Annotated in this window: 15 protein-coding genes; 7 read left to right on the top strand and 8 right to left on the bottom strand. The window is 71.5% G+C overall.

What is annotated here, in order from left to right; translation table 11 throughout:
* Nucleotides 1-132 precede the first annotated feature (132 nt).
* Both QE405_RS05435 and QE405_RS05430 read left to right on the top strand, forming a co-directional pair.
* Nucleotides 133-1,311, top strand: a complete 1,179-nt coding sequence (locus QE405_RS05435; RefSeq protein ID WP_307199196.1) for a hypothetical protein — start codon at nucleotides 133-135, stop codon at nucleotides 1,309-1,311.
* Nucleotides 1,308-1,751: a hypothetical protein gene (locus QE405_RS05430; protein ID WP_307199195.1), complete on the top strand. Its 444-nt coding sequence runs from the start codon at nucleotides 1,308-1,310 to the stop codon at nucleotides 1,749-1,751. The genes QE405_RS05435 and QE405_RS05430 overlap by 4 nt, the downstream gene beginning before the upstream one ends.
* Before the next feature lie 281 nt (nucleotides 1,752-2,032).
* Here QE405_RS05430 and QE405_RS05425 read toward each other — a convergent pair whose 3' ends face one another.
* Entirely contained in the window at nucleotides 2,033-3,745 is a 1,713-nt protein-coding gene (locus QE405_RS05425; RefSeq protein ID WP_307199194.1) for a DNA/RNA helicase domain-containing protein, read from the bottom strand.
* A complete protein-coding gene (locus QE405_RS05420; protein WP_307199193.1) occupies nucleotides 3,726-4,052 on the bottom strand; it encodes a nucleotide pyrophosphohydrolase in 327 nt (108 codons plus the stop codon). The genes QE405_RS05425 and QE405_RS05420 overlap by 20 nt, the downstream gene beginning before the upstream one ends.
* Before the next feature lie 203 nt (nucleotides 4,053-4,255).
* On the opposite strand from QE405_RS05420, the gene QE405_RS05415 reads away from it, so the two are divergent.
* Genes QE405_RS05415 through QE405_RS05400 form a run of 4 tightly spaced genes read left to right on the top strand, consistent with a single transcriptional unit; the run spans nucleotide 4,256 to nucleotide 8,862 of the window.
* Nucleotides 4,256-5,854, top strand: a complete 1,599-nt coding sequence (locus tag QE405_RS05415) for a GMC family oxidoreductase (RefSeq protein ID WP_307199192.1) — start codon at nucleotides 4,256-4,258, stop codon at nucleotides 5,852-5,854.
* A gap of 3 nt (nucleotides 5,855-5,857) precedes the next feature.
* A complete protein-coding gene (locus QE405_RS05410; protein ID WP_307199191.1) occupies nucleotides 5,858-7,438 on the top strand; it encodes an aldehyde dehydrogenase family protein in 1,581 nt (526 codons plus the stop codon).
* 55 nt (nucleotides 7,439-7,493) lie between these two features.
* Complete coding sequence (locus QE405_RS05405; protein ID WP_307199190.1) at nucleotides 7,494-8,435, top strand: NADP-dependent oxidoreductase; 942 nt, start codon at nucleotides 7,494-7,496, stop codon at nucleotides 8,433-8,435.
* A 46-nt stretch (nucleotides 8,436-8,481) separates the two neighbouring features.
* On the top strand, nucleotides 8,482-8,862 hold the full coding sequence (locus QE405_RS05400) for a hypothetical protein (RefSeq protein WP_307199189.1): 381 nt from the start codon (nucleotides 8,482-8,484) through the stop codon (nucleotides 8,860-8,862).
* Between the two features lie 11 nt (nucleotides 8,863-8,873).
* Here the strand turns inward: QE405_RS05400 and QE405_RS05395 are convergent, their stop codons facing one another.
* A complete protein-coding gene (locus QE405_RS05395) occupies nucleotides 8,874-9,869 on the bottom strand; it encodes a hypothetical protein (RefSeq protein WP_307199188.1) in 996 nt (331 codons plus the stop codon).
* A gap of 145 nt (nucleotides 9,870-10,014) precedes the next feature.
* Between QE405_RS05395 and QE405_RS05390 the strand changes: the two genes are divergently transcribed.
* Nucleotides 10,015-11,169: a glutathione-independent formaldehyde dehydrogenase gene (locus tag QE405_RS05390; protein WP_307199187.1), complete on the top strand. Its 1,155-nt coding sequence runs from the start codon at nucleotides 10,015-10,017 to the stop codon at nucleotides 11,167-11,169.
* A 99-nt stretch (nucleotides 11,170-11,268) separates the two neighbouring features.
* Here the strand turns inward: QE405_RS05390 and QE405_RS05385 are convergent, their stop codons facing one another.
* The 5 genes from QE405_RS05385 to QE405_RS05365 all read right to left on the bottom strand — a co-directional run bounded on the left by QE405_RS05385 (nucleotide 11,269) and on the right by QE405_RS05365 (nucleotide 15,723).
* The gene (locus QE405_RS05385) at nucleotides 11,269-12,321 is read right to left on the bottom strand and encodes a helix-turn-helix transcriptional regulator (RefSeq protein WP_307199186.1); all 1,053 of its coding nucleotides are present in this window, start codon (nucleotides 12,319-12,321) and stop codon (nucleotides 11,269-11,271) included.
* A gap of 82 nt (nucleotides 12,322-12,403) precedes the next feature.
* Nucleotides 12,404-12,823: an Ohr family peroxiredoxin gene (locus QE405_RS05380; RefSeq protein WP_307199185.1), complete on the bottom strand. Its 420-nt coding sequence runs from the start codon at nucleotides 12,821-12,823 to the stop codon at nucleotides 12,404-12,406.
* Nucleotides 12,820-13,614, bottom strand: a complete 795-nt coding sequence (locus QE405_RS05375; RefSeq protein ID WP_307199184.1) for an aspartate/glutamate racemase family protein — start codon at nucleotides 13,612-13,614, stop codon at nucleotides 12,820-12,822. The genes QE405_RS05380 and QE405_RS05375 overlap by 4 nt, the downstream gene beginning before the upstream one ends.
* Before the next feature lie 52 nt (nucleotides 13,615-13,666).
* Nucleotides 13,667-14,701, bottom strand: a complete 1,035-nt coding sequence (locus QE405_RS05370) for an NAD(P)H-quinone oxidoreductase (protein ID WP_307199183.1) — start codon at nucleotides 14,699-14,701, stop codon at nucleotides 13,667-13,669.
* Nucleotides 14,698-15,723 (bottom strand): amidohydrolase family protein, encoded by a 1,026-nt coding sequence (locus QE405_RS05365; RefSeq protein ID WP_307199182.1) that lies wholly within the window; start codon nucleotides 15,721-15,723, stop codon nucleotides 14,698-14,700. The genes QE405_RS05370 and QE405_RS05365 overlap by 4 nt, the downstream gene beginning before the upstream one ends.
* Between the last annotated feature and the right edge of the window lie 5 nt (nucleotides 15,724-15,728).

The following is a 15,728-nucleotide window of genomic DNA, read 5'->3' as shown; positions in this document are numbered from 1 at the left end:
TAGCAGCTCGAGCGGTTCGGGTTCTTGGTTCTTCGTCGAGAAGCTTGAGTCGTTGGGCGTGTCATGCGGCACACTCTCAAGCACCGAGCGCACCATGGATGCTCCGTCAATGGAAGGAGGGCACGGTGTCCAATGACGATCAAAGTCAAGCTCAATCGCGAGGCTGTGTCTGTCGAGCGCGAGGTATTCGACGCGCTCTTTGAGCAGTCGGTCGTGAGCGATCGCGCCGGTGTTACCAATGCGCTCCGGGACGGCCACATCACCTACAGCAACCTGGTGAGCCTCTCCCGCATTGCGGAGATCCCTTATCCCCTGTTCTTCGCTCCTGTGGACGTGGTGCATGCACACCTCGAAGCCAAGAGGGATAAACTGATGGCAGGCTTCAATAGGAAGCATGAGTTTTCCATGAACTCCCGCAACCGCGTGCACCTGCCGGACGTCGAGCTCATCGTCAAGGATCTGCTCCGGAAGCAGCACTACATCAAGACGGACAAGACGCTTCCGAAGAACAGAATCGCGGGCCTGCTGCGAAAGCCGGGGGCATCAGTCGCTGAGGACGCCACCAAGCTTATGGATACCCTAGGGCTGTTGCCGACCGATCTCCGTGCAGTGACGAACAAGACGAAGGCCCTCGACCTGCTCGTGGCGAAGCTCGAGGCCCAGCATGTGCTCGTGGCGCAGAGTTCAAAGGGGTACATGCCGCAGCAGATGCCCAAGCGAGCCAAGTTCAGTGGCATGACGGTGAAGGACTCCAAGGTGCCCTACATCTTCATCGCGAGCGGCGAGGAGGGCGAGAAGATGGAGCCCGCGGGTCGCAAGGTATTCACCCTCATGCTCCTCGCAGTGCTCATTGCTCGTGGCCGCTTCGCCACGGTGACCTACAGCGGACACACGAGCGAAGAGGCAGCTCCCCGAGAGTACGAACTCACCGCCCAGATCCTCATGCCCAAGGCGGACTTTCACAGTGCTGACCTGACAACGCTGAATGCCGTGCGGGAACTCGCCGACAGCTTCAAGGTGACCCCAAGCGCCGTAGTCATGCGAGCGCGACGCCTCGGCCTGCTCGATCCGGACGAAGCTGACGCGTACCTGGAGGACCTTCGCCTCGCCTACGAGCAGGCAGACCACTACTTCAACCCCATCCTGCCCATCAATGCGCTCAAGCGGTACAACGGGCTGGAATGCTCACGGCGGATGCTGGCCATCCTGGATAGCGGAGGCATCTCCCGCGGTGACTTCTGCCGCATCATGTTCTCCAACACGCTGCGCACCAAGGCCCAGATCAATGACTATCGGGCGGCGGTCGGATGAACGAGACCAAGTACCTCATAGACAATAACGCGTGGGGATTCATCGGGGCTAAGCGCCGGTCCTCTGACTTCGTTCAGACCCAGTGCCGCGTTACCGAGGACGTGGTCTACGAGGCGCGCTACACCCCGGGCTCGCGCTCGCTGGCGAGCATCACGGAACCAGTAAGTCCCGCCATCCTTCGCAAGCTCGGCGAGGTGATGAGAACGGTTCCGGTGGGCGACTCCTCGCTGGTTGACCTCTATGCCAATAAGGGTGCGGCCGACCCAGTACTCGTTGCGACAGCACTTGTCCTCCAGGAGCAGCAGGAACCGTTTCTGTTCCCGGACGCGTGGGTCATCGTCACCCGCGACAAGGCGGTCCGTGCCAAGGCTCGGGAGTTCCGCATTGCAGTAATTTCGCCGGAGGAGTTCGCGCAGATCATCGACCAGTCGGAGTCCTAGGGCGGTGCGGGCAGGGTGCCATCATCGCGATCACGGCCACAGCCACGCGGGTGGAGAAGTGGTTTAGCGGTAGCCGTCGGATCACGGCGTAGCGGGTGGAGCGTTCGACCAGGTTGATCAACGCCGAACGGCCTGCGGCGGATGATCAGGTCGCCTTACCACTGCCCGGGTGTCAACGGCAGTCGATCTCGGTCGGGTGCGGCTTGCTCGTGGATCGCTCATCGCGCTCAAGTCTTCTTACCAATGGCACGACCGGACTCTAGTTGTGGTCGACGCCCTCGTCAGAAGAAGCCGCGCAACCTCTCCCGAAGCGCCTCGTCGCAGACATACACGTACGTCCCGCGCATGCCCCGGGTCAGCAGCACGGCGTATATGTTCCGGACGAAGCGCAGCACGTCCTCATCGGTGTAGGTGATGCCCAACAGCTTGTTGTTCGTCGTCCCGCGCGGATCGAAGTAGTGCTGCCGGTCGAAGACGATGCGGCCTGACTCACGGTCGTATCGAAGGTCCCGGCCGATGACGACCCCGGCGTAGTTGAGGTCGTATCCCTGGATCGTGTGGATGGACCCGACCTGCTCGAGCGAGCCGGGCGAGCTCACCCAGTCGACATCGGTGCCGTTCCACTGCAGGTCCAACCCTCCCAGGCGGATGTCGACGGCAGACCGGTCCTTCTTCGACGCGTACTTCCACGCGAACCCGGCCAGCACTCGAGCGAGCCCCACCTCGGCGTCCCGCTCGAAGATCTCCTCCCGCATCGCGGCGAAGTCGTCGTAAAAGCGCAGGTCGTAGCCGGGGAAGGAGCGGCGTTCCCTTACCGATTCATCGAGCACTCCCCTGACGTAGCCCACGTAGTCATCGCCAGCTCCAACGCGCATCTGGGAGGTCAGCGGGTAGAGCCGGCGTTCCCGACGGGCCGCGCCAACGAGCTGCTCCGTGGCCTCGGCAGGCAGGTCCGCCGGCCGGACCGACTGCGCCCCGTCGACGAGGTAGACCTGGTGCTGGCTTTGCGCCTCGATCCAGTCCACTTGGGTCCACCGCGGGTCGTCCGACCCGAACAAGCGGCGGTTGATGTCGGCGAACATCGAGTTCAGCGGACCCGCTGCTTGCGCCGCGCGCTGGTTCAACCGGTGCGTCTCGTCGACGATAAGGAGGTCGAAACGCTCAGTGGCGTTCCCGACCTCGAACGGGCTCAGCACCTGAGCTGGACGGAGCCCGGGCGTCTTGCGGAAGACCCCCCGGATGGACGACCGCAGCGACTGCTGGGGAACCACCAAGCCGACACGGAAGTCGCGCAGGAGCTCGGGATAGCCGGGCACGAAGAACTCGGACAGCAACGCGTCGCTCTCGGGCGGGGCGGTGGTGTCTGCGTTCCGGATGTCAGTCAGCAGCTTCATGAGAAAGACGCCGACGACCGTCTTGCCCGTGCCCGGGCCGCCCTGGATGACGATGCGACTCGATGCTCCGCTCTCGAGGTCCTCGAACAACCCCGACAGGATGTCCTCGACCGCGATCGCCTGCTCCTGCGTGAGCGCCTTGAACGGCGACAGCTTGAAGAGGTCCGAGTTCTCGATCTCGTGGATCGGGCGCGTGAAGGCGCCCTTCGCCCGGAGGGCCTCGAAGACCTCGCGGAAGGTCTCGCGATACTGCTCGCGGCCGTAGTAGTCGGCGTTCGTGATGCCGTGGTTGCCGTTTAGCACCTGGAACCGGCCGTCTCCTGCGAACAGGCGGATGAGGTAGGACTCGAGATCCAGGCAGACCGACTTGTTGAAGGTCCCGTCCAGCACCACCCGCGCGCCCCTCAGGTGCTGGCGACCGGGCGAGTCCAGGTGCTGCTTGAACCGACCTGCAACGTTGAGTGACTCGCCGACGTAGATGTCCCTGTCGTCGGAGAGCGTGTACACCACGGGCCAGTTGCGGAACCTGGGTTCGAGCTGGGCCCAGGCGGCGACGTCGGGCGCCCGGAAGGCGACCTCCTCAATCCGGAAGCTGGTCATGCTTCTCGCTCCGACCACGCGACCGGTCCACCGGGTACTTCCTGCCCGTCACCTCGAGCTTGTCCAGCACGATCTGCTCCGGATCGAGGCCGAGCTTGGACGCCAAGAGGTGGCAGTACGTCAGCACGTCGGCCAGCTCCCCGGCCACGCGATCCCGGTCAGCGTCCTCGCTCCACTGGAAGCACTCGAGCAGCTCGGCCGCCTCGATCACGATGCTCTTGGCCAGGTTGGCCGGGGAGTGGAACTGGTCCCACTCACGCTGCTCGACGAAGACGCGAAGTGTCTCCTCCACCCGACCCCCGCTCATGCGACCAACCTAGGCCACGCTGGCTGTCGGCTCGCGGCAAACGGCACGACACCGCAGCGCGCCTGACCGAGCCGCACGTCGTTCCGACAGGGCCGCACCCGGGACCACACCCCGACGTACGGTGTCCCACATCACAGTGGCACCTAGAGTGCTCCCGGGCGCCGCGCACACGCGGCCACCGCCCCCAAGCCGAGGAGGACGTCGTGCCGGACCGGGAAGTCTTCACCCACGTGGTGGTCGGAGCCGGCAGTGCCGGCGCCGCGCTCGCCGCCCGCCTCACCGAGGACCCGAAGGTCTCGGTCCTCCTCCTCGAAGCGGGTGGACCAGCCGACGCCGACGAGATCAACATCCCCGCCGCGTTCCCCAACCTCTTCAAGACGCGGTGGGACTGGAACTACCAGACCACCGAGCAGAAGCAGCTCGAGGGCCGCCGGGCGTACTGGCCCCGCATGAAGGCCCTCGGCGGCTGCTCGTCGATGAACGCGATGATCTACATCCGCGGCAACCGGGCGGACTTCGACACCTGGCGCGACGCCTACGGCGCGACCGGGTGGGGCTACGACGACGTGCTCCCCTACTTCGTCCGCTCCGAGGGCAACACCCGGCTCGGCGGGCCGTACCACGGCCAGGACGGACCGCTCCACGTCGAGGACCGGCGCTACACCCACCCGCTGACCACCGCCTGGGTCGAGTCGGCGGTCGCCGCCGGCTTCAAGCCGACCGACGACTTCAACGGTGCCGAGCAGGAGGGCGCGGGGCTCTACCAGGTCACCTGCCGCAAGGGGCGTCGTTGGTCGACCGCGAAGGCCTACCTCGAGCCCGCCGCCGGTCGACCCAACCTCACGATCCGCACCGGCGCGCTGGTCGAGCGCGTGGTCGTCGAGGGCGGTCGCGCGGTGGGCGTGGCGTACCAGCACGGCGCGGGGTCCCGCACGGCGTACGTCGACGGGGAGGTCGTGCTCGCCGGCGGTGCGATCAACTCGCCCCAGCTCCTCCTGCTCTCGGGCATCGGGCCGGGCACCCACCTCCGCGAGGTCGGGGTGGACGTCGTCGTCGACCTGCCCGGCGTCGGGCAGAACCTGCACGACCACCCGGCTGTGCCGCTCGTCTTCCGCACCCGTGACACCACCGACCTGCTCGACCACAACAACCTCGTGCAGTTCGCGCGCGCCAAGGCCACCGGCACCGGACCGCTCACCTCCAACGTCGGCGAGGGCGGCGGCTTCTGGCGCACCCGCGACAGCCTCGCCGCGCCCGACCTGCAGGTCCACGTCGCGCCGACCGGGTTCTACGACAACGGCTTCCACGAGGCCACTGCCCGCAGCGTCACCGTCGCGCCCACCCTGGTCTCGGTCGAGAGCCGCGGTGCGCTCCGGCTCCGCTCCACCGACCCGCGCTGGCACCCCGAGATCGACCCGGGCTACTTCGACGACCAGGCGGACATCGACGCGATGACCGCCGGCGTACGCCGCATGCTCGAGACCGTCGCCACCGGGCCCCTCGCCGAGCACATCACCGGGCCCGGTCTGCCCACGATGAAGTCGTGGGGAGCCGACCCCACCGATGCGCAGATCGTGGAGCACCTGCGCGCCTACACCCAGACCCTGTACCACCCCGTCGGTACCTGCGCGATGGGCGGCGACGAGCGCGCCGTCGTCGACCCGTCGCTGCGCGTGCGCGGCGTCGACGGCCTGCGCGTCGCCGACGCCAGCGTCATGCCGATGGTGACCCGCGGCAACACCAACGCCGCCTCGATCATGATCGGCGAGCGAGCCGCCGACCTCCTGCGCGGAAAGGCCTGAGCCATGACCACCACGAGCACGCCCCCGAGCGCGACCGAGCCCAGCGGGGCCGGCGACGAGCGGCGTACCTTCGCGTCCGTCAACCCCGCCACCGGCGACGTCGTCGGTGTCCACCCCGTCCACGACGAGGACGACGTGCGGGCCGCCGTCGCGCGAGCCCGCGCGTCCGCCAGCTGGTGGGCCGACCTCGGCTTCGCCGGCCGCCGCGAGGTGCTCACGCAGTGGCGCGGCGTGCTCACCCGGCGGCTCGCGCAGCTCTGCGACGTCGTGCACCAGGAGACCGGCAAGCCGCACGGCGACGCGCAGCTCGAGTGCACGCTCACCATCGACCACCTCGCCTGGGCCGGGTCGCACGCCGAGAAGGTCCTCGGCCGCAAGCGGGTCTCCCCCGGCCTGCTGCTGGCCAACCAGGCCGCGTCGGTCGAGTACCTGCCGCTCGGCGTCGTCGGCGTCATCGGCCCCTGGAACTACCCCGTCTTCACGCCGATGGGCTCCATCGGCTACGCGCTCGCGGCCGGCAACACGGTCGTGTTCAAGCCGAGCGAGCTGACCCCCGGGGTCGCGCACTGGCTGGCCGACAGCCTGCGCGAGGTCGTGCCCGACCACGACCTGCTGCAGGTCGTCACCGGGTTCGGCGACACCGGTGCCGCGCTGTGCCGGGCCGGTGTCGACAAGGTCGCCTTCACCGGCTCGACCGCGACCGGCAAGCGGGTGATGGCCGCCTGCGCCGAGACCCTGACCCCGGTGATCGTCGAGGCAGGCGGCAAGGACGCGCTGCTCGTCGACGAGGACGCCGACCTCGACGCCGCGGCCGACGCCGCCGCCTGGGGCGCCTTCGCCAACGCCGGGCAGACCTGCGCCGGCGTCGAGCGGATCTACGTGCACGAGCGGGTGCACGACCGGTTCGTCGAGCTGCTCGCCGAGCGCGCCCGGACCGTGCACGCCGGCGTGGACGTCGACGCCAAGATCGGGCCGATGACAATGCCCGGCCAGCTCGAGATCGTGCGCCGCCACGTCGACGACGCGCTCTCCCGCGGAGGCCGCGCCGTGGTCGGCGGGGCCGAGGCGGTCGGCGACCGGTTCGTGCAGCCGACGGTGCTCGTCGACGTGCCCGAGGACAGCGCGGCCGTCACCGAGGAGACCTTCGGCCCGACCGTGACGGTGCGCAAGGTGCGCGACATGGACGAGGCGGTCGAGCTGACCAACGCCGGCAAGTACGGACTGGGCTCCGCGATCTTCACCGGGAAGAGCGGCGAGGACCTCGCCCGGCGGCTGCGCACCGGCATGACGTCGATCAACTCGGTCATCTCGTTCGCGGGCGTGCCGTCGCTGCCGTTCGGCGGCGTCGGCGACTCCGGCTTCGGGCGCATCCACGGGCCCGACGGTCTCCGCGAGTTCACCTACGCCAAGTCCGTGACGCGCACGCGCTTCAAGGCGCCGATCAACCTCACCACCTTCGAGCGGACCCCCGAGCAGGAGACGACCGTTGCCACCCTGCTGCTCGCCCTGCACGGGCGGGCCTCGCAGCTGCCCAAGCTGCCGCGGCGCCCGCTCGAGACGATCCGCGGGCGCCGTCGGAACTGAGGGGCGCCGCCCGGCGACGTACCGGAACCGTTGCGTCCGGCGGTAGACAGGAACGATGCGAGCCATCGGAGTGAGCGAGTACGGCGGGCCGGAGGCCCTGCACGAGATCGACCTCCCGGCGGAGCCCCTGGGCCCGGGGCAGGTCCGTGTGCGCGTGCGGGCCGCTGCGGTGAACCCGACCGACACCTACGTCGTCAACGGGGCGCGCAACCGCTCGGGGGCACCGCACGACACGGCCGACGTGCCGGGGATGGACGTCGCCGGGGAGCTGCTCGAGGTCGGCCCCGAGGTCGCGACCGACCTGTCCCCCGGCGACGCCGTCATGGGCGTCGTCGTGCCGCGCGACCAGCACGGGGCGTACCGCGAGGACCTCGTGCTGCCCGCCGGCTCCGTCACGCGGGCGCCGGCGGGCACCTCGTACGCCGAGGCCGCGACCCTGCCGATGAACGGCCTCACCGCGATCCGCGCCCTGGACCAGCTGGCGCTCGCCCCCGGGCAGGTCCTCGCCGTGACGGGGGCCGCCGGTGCCCTCGGCGGCTACGTCATCCCCCTGGCCAAGCGTGCCGGGCTCGTCGTCGTCGCGGACGCCGCCGAGAAGGACGTCGAGCTCGTCCGCTCGTTCGGCGCCGACCACGTCGTCGCCCGCGGCGAGGACGTGGCCGACCGGATCCGCGAGGCCTTCCCCGACGGGGTCGACGGCCTCGTCGACGGCGCCGTGCAGGACGAGCAGGTGCTCCCCGCCGTCAAGGACGGCGGCGGGGTGGCGACCGTGCGGTTCTGGAAGGGCGACGGCAACGACCGGCTGCGCTTCCACCCCGTCGTCGTGGCCGAGGTCGCCGAGCGGCACGACTGGCTGGAGCAGCTGCGCGAGCTCGCCGAGGCCGGCGTGCTCGCGCTGCGCGTCGCCGACGTCGTACCGGCGGAGCGGGCGAGCGAGGCGCACGAGCGGCTGGCGGCCGGCGGGGTGCGCGGGCGGCTGGTGCTCGACCTCGGGTGAGCCGTCGGGCCGCCGTCACCCGCCGGGATGCGTCACGATGCACCCCATGGAGACCCTCCCCCTGACCGGGCTGTACCTCCTCGCGCTCGGCACCCTCCTCGGCTGGCCCGTCGCCCTGCAGCACGTCGCGCCGACGGCGCTGACCCGCGTCGGCGTCCGGCACCCGCGGCGGCTGCTGCAGATGCATCTCGACTACGTGCTGATGGGGATCCTCCTCGTCGCGGTGGGCGTCGCCCTCCCCGGTGCGCCCGTCTGGGTGGTGGTGCCGCTCGTCGCCGGAGCCGTCGTGAACCCCCTCCTCTTCCTCCCCCTCGCGTTCCGCGAGGACGCGGGCGCATCGCTCGCCTACCGCGTCGCCAGCACCGCGTCGTTCCTTGCGATGTCGATCGGCGCGGTCGGGGCCGCCGTGCACGCCACGGTGGGCTGAGCCCGGCGGCGTCAGTCCCGCTCCGCCAACCGCTCGCGGCGCAGCTCCTCCCGCTTCGAGTACGCCGCGGCGCGCACCGCCTCCTCCGACTCGAGCCCGCTGCCCAACGCCCCGCCGACGGTGGCCGCCGAGGCGACGAACCAGGCGAGCAGGAAGAAGTCGGCGTGGCTGATCGAGATCCGCAGGAAGCCGCCCATGACCGCCGGGTCGAGGACGAAGAAGGCCCAGACGAGGTTCACCAGGTAGAGCACGACGTAGCAGACGACGGCACCCGCGGTGAGGGTGAGCACTGTCGAGGTGTTGTAGAGCCGGGAGCGTTCCCGCGCCTCCCGGGAGTCGTCCTCGGGGCGGTCCCAGAGGTGGGCGTCGATGATGAGCCACCCGACCACGAGGGCGATCGCCGCGACGGTCGCGACGACGAGCCGCCAGGGGTGCAGGGAGTCGGCCAGGAGCCACACCGTCGAGTTGATCGTCGCGATCGCGCCGGTCGTCAGGGCCGCGACGAGCGCGGAGGACAGCCCGGGCACGAGCCGCCAGGGACGGTTGGCGATGACCATGCCGCGCAGGAGGCGGGCCCGGCCGCCCCGGGGCGGGAGCGGGACCCGCGCCTCGGCCGAGGGGTCGGGGTCCGTCAGGTCCGTGATCAGGTCGAGGAGCGCCGTACGCGCCCGCGCCTGGGGGCGGACGCCGCCCAGCGCCGGCAGGGAGAGCACCCCCACCCCGCGACGACGGTCCGCCTCGGCGAGCAGGTAGTGACCGTCGTCGTCGCGCAGCGGCAGCTCGGTCAGGCCCACGACGACCTCCCACCGGCGTTCGCCGGCGAAGTCCGCCAGGCGGTCGAGCGCGTCGTCGGGCCACTCGGAGGCCGAGGTGAACGGCTCGCTGACCAGCTCGACGTCCCACGCGGGGCCACCCTCCCGGTCCGCGGGCTGGAGGTCGTCCAGGCGGCGCGCGACCTGGGTCGGGTAGGCGGGGTCGGCCACGAGGCCGACGCGAAGGGGGTCCATGCGGGGTCGGTACCCGCGGGACCTCGACCGTCGGGCGGGGCGGACGGAAATGGGCAGGTCTGCCGATGGGCAGGACCGGGCCGCCACCGCCTCAATGGAGGGGCCGTCCCGACCGGGGCCGGCGTCCCGCCACCCAGGAGGAACCATGAAGGCAGTCGTGTACGAAGGTCCCCGCCAGGTCAGCGTCAAGGAGGTCCCCGACGCCCGCATCGAGCGGGCCACCGACATGCTGGTGCGCGTCACCTCCGCCAACATCTGCGGCTCCGACCTGCACATGTACGAGGGGCGCACCGACTTCGAGACAGGGCGCTGGTTCGGGCACGAGAACCTCGGCGAGGTGATCGAGGTCGGCGACGGCGTCGACAAGATCCAGGTCGGCGACTACGTCGTGCTGCCGTTCAACATCGCCTGCGGGCACTGCAAGAACTGCGAGCGCCAGCTCACCAACTACTGCCTCACCGCGCAGCCCGAGCCGTCGATGGCGGGCGCCGCCTACGGCTTCGCCGACATGGGTCCGTACGGCGGCGGGCAGGCCGAGCTGCTGCGCGTGCCGTGGGGCGACTTCAACTGCCTGCGCCTGGGCGAGGACGCGCAGGAGCGCCAGACCGACTACGTGATGCTCGCCGACATCTTCCCCACGGGCTACCACGCCACCGAGATGGCCGGGGTGAAGCCGGGTGACCAGACGGTGATCTACGGAGCCGGGCCCGTCGGGCTCATGGCGGCCCTGTCCGCCACCATCCGCGGCGCCAGCAAGGTGATGGTCGTCGACCGGAACCCCGACCGGCTGCGGCTCGCCGAGTCCATCGGCGCCATCGCCATCGACGACTCCGCCGTCGACCCGGTGCAGGCCGTGCTCGACCAGACGATGGGGCTCGGCGCCGACAACGGCTGCGAGTGCGTGGGCTACCAGGCGCACGAGCCGGACGGGCAGGAGTACGCCAACCTGACGATGAACCGGCTCGTCGCCTCCGTGCGCTTCACCGGCACCATCGGGTGCGTCGGCGTCTTCGTGCCCGAGGACCCGGGGGCCAGCGACGAGCTGGCGAAGCAGGGCAAGCTGGCCTTCGACTACGGCATGTTCTGGTTCAAGGGCCAGCACCTCGGCAGCGGCCAGGCGCCCGTCAAAAAGTACAACCGCGCGCTGCGGGACCTCATCGCCGCCGGGAAGGCCGAGCCGTCGTTCATCGTCAGCCACGAGCTGCCGCTCGACCAGGCGCCGGAGGCCTACGAGCACTTCGACCGCCGCGACGAGGGCTGGACGAAGGTCGTGCTCCACCCGAACGGGGTCGGCGCCTGAGGCGGGCTCCCCCACCCTCCGGACGTCATGCGTCGCGGTCGCCGGGGCCGCCGCCTCGCATGACGTCCCGGGAGGGGGATCGGCGTGGGAGGGGCTGGGTCAGCGGCGTACCGGTGTCGCGGGCGGGGCAGGGCGGGGCGGGGCGGCCGGGACGTAGCACCCCTCCCGCTCCGCCCGGAGCGCGGCCAGCGTCCGGGTCGGCACGTCCAGCTTGTGCAGCACGTGCTCGACGTGGGCGGCGACGGTGCGCTGCGCCACCACGAGGCGGTCGGCGATCTCGTGGTTGGACAGCCCCTCGACCAGCAGGCCGAGCACCTCGAGCTCGCGCGCGGTCAGGCCCTGGCAGTCGGCCTCGAGCGTCACGAGCACGGTCCCGACCACGAACGGCGGGGCGTCCGTGGCGGCCAGCACCGTCAGGCGCACGTACGACGAGGCACCGCCCCTGCTGCCGTCGGACGGCCAGAGGAACGACCGGAACACGTCGCCCCGCCCGAGGGCACGCCGCGCGAGCTGCACGACGGACGAGACGGGCTCCAGCAGCAGGTGGCCACCGAGCCCCGGCAACGCACAGACGGAGCCGTCGCGGAGCAGCACGACCCCCGCGGCCGCGCCGTGCGCGATGCGGGCCCCGACGGCGAGCGACAGCACGGGCGACAGGCCGCGGGCGATCGCCGGGGCGAGCGTCCCGAGCCGCTCCCGCGCCACCTCGGGGGGCGGCTCCCCGCTGCGGTAGAGCAGGGTCAGGTGCCCCACGTGGAGCCGGCCCGGCGCGAAGAGCGGGACGCCGAGGCACTCGTGGAAGCCCGCGGGCCCGAGGCACCGGTCCCAGGTCGGGAGGTCCCGTGGCGCCACCGGCAGCTCCGCGAGGCTCTGCGGGGGCCGGTCCCGGTCGAACCCCGCCACAGCCATGTCCCGCGTCGTCGCCGGGTCGTCGAGGAACGCGACGGCCTCGTCGTCGAGTCCCACGCTGGCCACGCCGGCGTACTCACGCGAGCGGGGGTCGCAGAGCGCGAGCCAGGCGGCGTCGAACGGCACCTCGCGCCCCAGCAGGTCGAGGAGCCCGCCGGCACGCCGGGCCAGGGGTGCCGCCGAGGCGAGCACCCCGAGCAGGTCCTCCTCCGGTGACGTCCGGTTGATCGGGTCGTTCGACATGAGGGTCTCCTCCGACCTGCCCGAACGGGCGAGCGTCCTCTGGTACCCATCCCCCCGGGCCGCACCACCGAGACCCGCGCCCTCAGCCGCGCCGCAGCTCCACCGGGATGTTGCCGGTCACCGCGCGCGAGTAGGGGCACTTCGCGTGAGCCGCGGCGAGCAGCTGCTCGGCCGCCTCGTCGCTCACGCCCGGCAGCGTCGCCACCAGCTCGACGGAGAGCCCGAAGCCGGCCTCCCCCGCCGCGATGGTGACGAGGGCCTCGACGTCCGCGCCGGGGATCTTGACCCGTTGGGCCCGCGCCACCGAGTGGAGCGCGGAGAGGAAGCACCCGGCGTAGCCCGCGGCGAAGAGCATCTCGGGGTTGCTGACCGCTCCCCCGGCGCCGCCGATCTCGCTGGGGATCCCCAGGTCGAGGTCCACCAGTCCGTCCGCGGTGCGGACGTGGCCGTTCCGACCGTCGCCCTCGGCGCGCGCCGTGGCGGTGTAGCTCATCGTGCTCATCGTCGGTCTCCCATCAGCTCCATCAGTTCCTGCACGGCACGGGGGGTCGCGCGGGCGAAGGGTCCGCCCCGCGACACGGGGGTCCCGAGCGCGCGGGCCAGCGACACGGCCACCTCGGCCTGTCGCACCGCCAGCAGCGTCGGGTTCGCGACCAGGGCGCCCGGCACCTCGATCACGTCGTGCGCGCTCAGCAGCGCGAAGAGGCCGCCGGCGGCCATGACGACATCGACCTCGCTCTCGGCGACCATCGCCTCGGCGAGCGCCACGAAGGTCCTCCGGATCGACGCGTACGCCGCGGGGTCGTCGTTGGCGGCCACCGCCGCGTCCGGGCTGAGCTGCAACGCGCGCACGTCGACCACCCGGTCCTGCAGCCCGTAGCGACGGACCTGCTCGCGGTGCCACGACAGGTAGACGGTGTCGAGCGTGATGATGCCGACCCGTCCGCCGAGCATGCAGGCCTGCATCATGCTCGCCTCGCCGTGGCCCACGACGGGGATGTCGACCGCGGTGCGCGCCTCGTAGAGGCAGGCGTCCTGGAAGTGGCCGACGAGGACGCCGTCGAAGCCCTCCCGCTCGGCCTGGACGATCCCCGCCACCGACTGCACGCCGCAGCGGAGCTCGCTGAGGCGGCCCAGCTGGGTGTCGGCCGGCGAGATGCCGCGCACCTCGTAGGTGACCCCGGGGCCGGCGATCTCGGCGAGGTGGTCCGCGAGGCGGCTCAGGTAGGGCTGGTGGTGGGCGGGGTCGGTGAAGCTCTGGTACATGATCCGGACGGGCCGGCTGTCGTTCATGCGGTTGCCTCTCGGAGGAGTGAGCAGGTCGGGTCGATCGGAGCGGTCGGCGTCACGGCACCAGCAGCACCTTGCCGAGGTGCTGTCCCCGCGCGACCAGGTCGAGCGCGCGGTCGGCGTCGTCGAGGGCGATCCGGGCGTGGGTGACCGGGCGGACCAGCCGCTGCTCCAGCAGCGGCCACACGTGCTCCCGCAGCTGGGCGAGGATGCGGGCCTTCTCCCCCTCGGACCGTGCGCGCAGACCGCTGCCCTCGACCGTCACGTCACCGCGGAGCAGGGTCCGCAGGTCGAGGTCGACCACGGGTCCGCTCTGGTGGGCGACGACGGCGAGCCGTCCGCCCCGCGCCAGCACGTCGAGGTTCCGCGCGAGGTAGGCGGCCCCGACGACGTCGAGGATCCGCACCGGCCGGATCCCGTGGGCGGCGAGCACCTCCCGGAAGTCCTCCCGGGTGTGGTCGACGACCAGCTCGGCCCCGAGCGCGAGGGCGAAGTCCGCCTTCACCGCCGACCCGACCGTCGTGACCACGCGCATCCCCAGGGCCGCAGCGAGCTGGACGGCCATGGAGCCCACGCCGCCGCTGCCGCCGTGCACGAGCACCCAGCTGCCGGTGGGCGGTACGTCGGGGACCAGCCCGGCCGCGGTGCGCGCCGTCAGCAGGTTCGACCAGACGGTCGCCGCCACCTCGACGAGGCCGGCCGCGTCCTCCAGCCCGACCCCGTCGGGCACGGGCAGCGTGTGGTCGGCGCGGACGGCGACCACCTCGGCGTACCCGCCCCCCGGCAGCAGCGCGCACACCTGCGCCCCGACGGCCGGGGCGTCGATGCCCGGGCCGGTCGCGACGACGGTGCCGGAGGCCTCGAGGCCCGGGACGTCGGTCGATCCCGGGGGCAGCGGGTAGGTGCCGGCCCGCTGCATCACGTCGGCCCGGTTGACGCCGATCGCCGCGGTGCGCACGAGCACCTGGCCGTGGCCCGGCACCGGCACGGACGCCGGCTCGCACCGCAGCGGTGCGTCCGTCCCCCCGGCAGGCACCCGTACGACGCGCATCGTCGTCGCCACGGAACCACGGCGCACGTCGGCCGTCACCGCGGGGCGTCCGTCCGCGCGCGGGGGCCGAGCCAGGCGAGCGCGTTCTCGCGCAGGAGCAGGCAGCGCGACGCGTCGTCGAGGAACGGCGCGCGCCGTACGACGGCCCCGGCGGGGCGCTCCCCCAGCGGGTAGGGGTAGTCGCTGCCCACCATGACCCGGTCCGCACCCAGCGTGTCGACGAGCAGCCGCAGCGGGGCCTCCTCGAACACGACGGAGTCGACCGAGAACCGGTCGACGTAGTGCGACGGGGGGTGCTCGCTGGTGCCGATGACGTCGTGGCGCTGGTGCCAGGCGTTGTCCATGCGGCCGAGCCAGTGCGCGAACGACCCCCCGCCGTGCGCGAAGCAGATGCGCAGGTCGGGCGACACCCGGTCGAAGACGCCGCCGAGCACCAGGGCCAGGATCGAGAGGTGGGTCTCGGCCGGCATGCCGGCGAGCCACTGTGCCATCCAGCGCTCCAGGCGCGGTCCTCCCGGCAGGTCCCACGGGTGCACGAAGACGGGCACGTCGAGCGCGGCGCAGTGCTCCAGGAAGGTGACGACCCCCGCGTCGTCGAGGTCGCGGTCCCCCACGTGGTTGCCGATCTCGACACCGACGTGGCCGGCCGCCAGGCTCCGCTCGAGCTCGGCGCACGCGGCGTCCGGGTCCTGCAGCGGCACCTGGCAGAACGGGACCAGCCGCGGCGAGGCCGCGGTGATCTCGAGGGCCAGGTCGTTGAAGACCCGGGCGATGGCGGCGGCCTCGTCGGGCGCCCGGTCGTAGGAGAAGAAGACCGGCGTCGGCGACACCACCTGGAGGTCGACGCCGTCGGCGTCCATGTCGGCGAGGCGCCGCTCGGCCGACCACGCGGTGGAGTCGACCTTCCGGAACTCGCGCGACCCGATCATCATCGTGGCCTCGTCGGCGGTCCGGACGTCCAGCCAGAGCCGGGGCTCCGGACCGGGCAGCGTCGGCCACCCGCGCGGCACGTAGTGGGAGTGGACGTCGACGGCGGGGAGCGTCGCAGCGTCAGCGGTCACGTCTC

The organism is Nocardioides zeae (genome assembly GCF_030818655.1).
GTDB classification, from domain to species: Bacteria; Actinomycetota; Actinomycetes; order Propionibacteriales; family Nocardioidaceae; genus Nocardioides; species Nocardioides zeae_A.
The sequence above is the reverse complement of the archived record's forward strand: the minus strand, read 5'-3'. Positions and strand labels throughout refer to the sequence as shown.

Coding starts and splice junctions, on each gene's coding strand:
- QE405_RS05435 (WP_307199196.1), top strand. CDS start 133: ATGACGATCAAAGTCAAGCTCAATCGCGAGGCTGTGTCTGTCGAGCGC.
- QE405_RS05430 (WP_307199195.1), top strand. CDS start 1,308: ATGAACGAGACCAAGTACCTCATAGACAATAACGCGTGGGGATTCATC.
- QE405_RS05425 (WP_307199194.1), bottom strand. CDS start 3,745: ATGACCAGCTTCCGGATTGAGGAGGTCGCCTTCCGGGCGCCCGACGTC.
- QE405_RS05420 (WP_307199193.1), bottom strand. CDS start 4,052: ATGAGCGGGGGTCGGGTGGAGGAGACACTTCGCGTCTTCGTCGAGCAG.
- QE405_RS05410 (WP_307199191.1), top strand. CDS start 5,858: ATGACCACCACGAGCACGCCCCCGAGCGCGACCGAGCCCAGCGGGGCC.
- QE405_RS05405 (WP_307199190.1), top strand. CDS start 7,494: ATGCGAGCCATCGGAGTGAGCGAGTACGGCGGGCCGGAGGCCCTGCAC.
- QE405_RS05400 (WP_307199189.1), top strand. CDS start 8,482: ATGGAGACCCTCCCCCTGACCGGGCTGTACCTCCTCGCGCTCGGCACC.
- QE405_RS05395 (WP_307199188.1), bottom strand. CDS start 9,869: ATGGACCCCCTTCGCGTCGGCCTCGTGGCCGACCCCGCCTACCCGACC.
- QE405_RS05390 (WP_307199187.1), top strand. CDS start 10,015: ATGAAGGCAGTCGTGTACGAAGGTCCCCGCCAGGTCAGCGTCAAGGAG.
- QE405_RS05385 (WP_307199186.1), bottom strand. CDS start 12,321: ATGTCGAACGACCCGATCAACCGGACGTCACCGGAGGAGGACCTGCTC.
- QE405_RS05380 (WP_307199185.1), bottom strand. CDS start 12,823: ATGAGCACGATGAGCTACACCGCCACGGCGCGCGCCGAGGGCGACGGT.
- QE405_RS05375 (WP_307199184.1), bottom strand. CDS start 13,614: ATGAACGACAGCCGGCCCGTCCGGATCATGTACCAGAGCTTCACCGAC.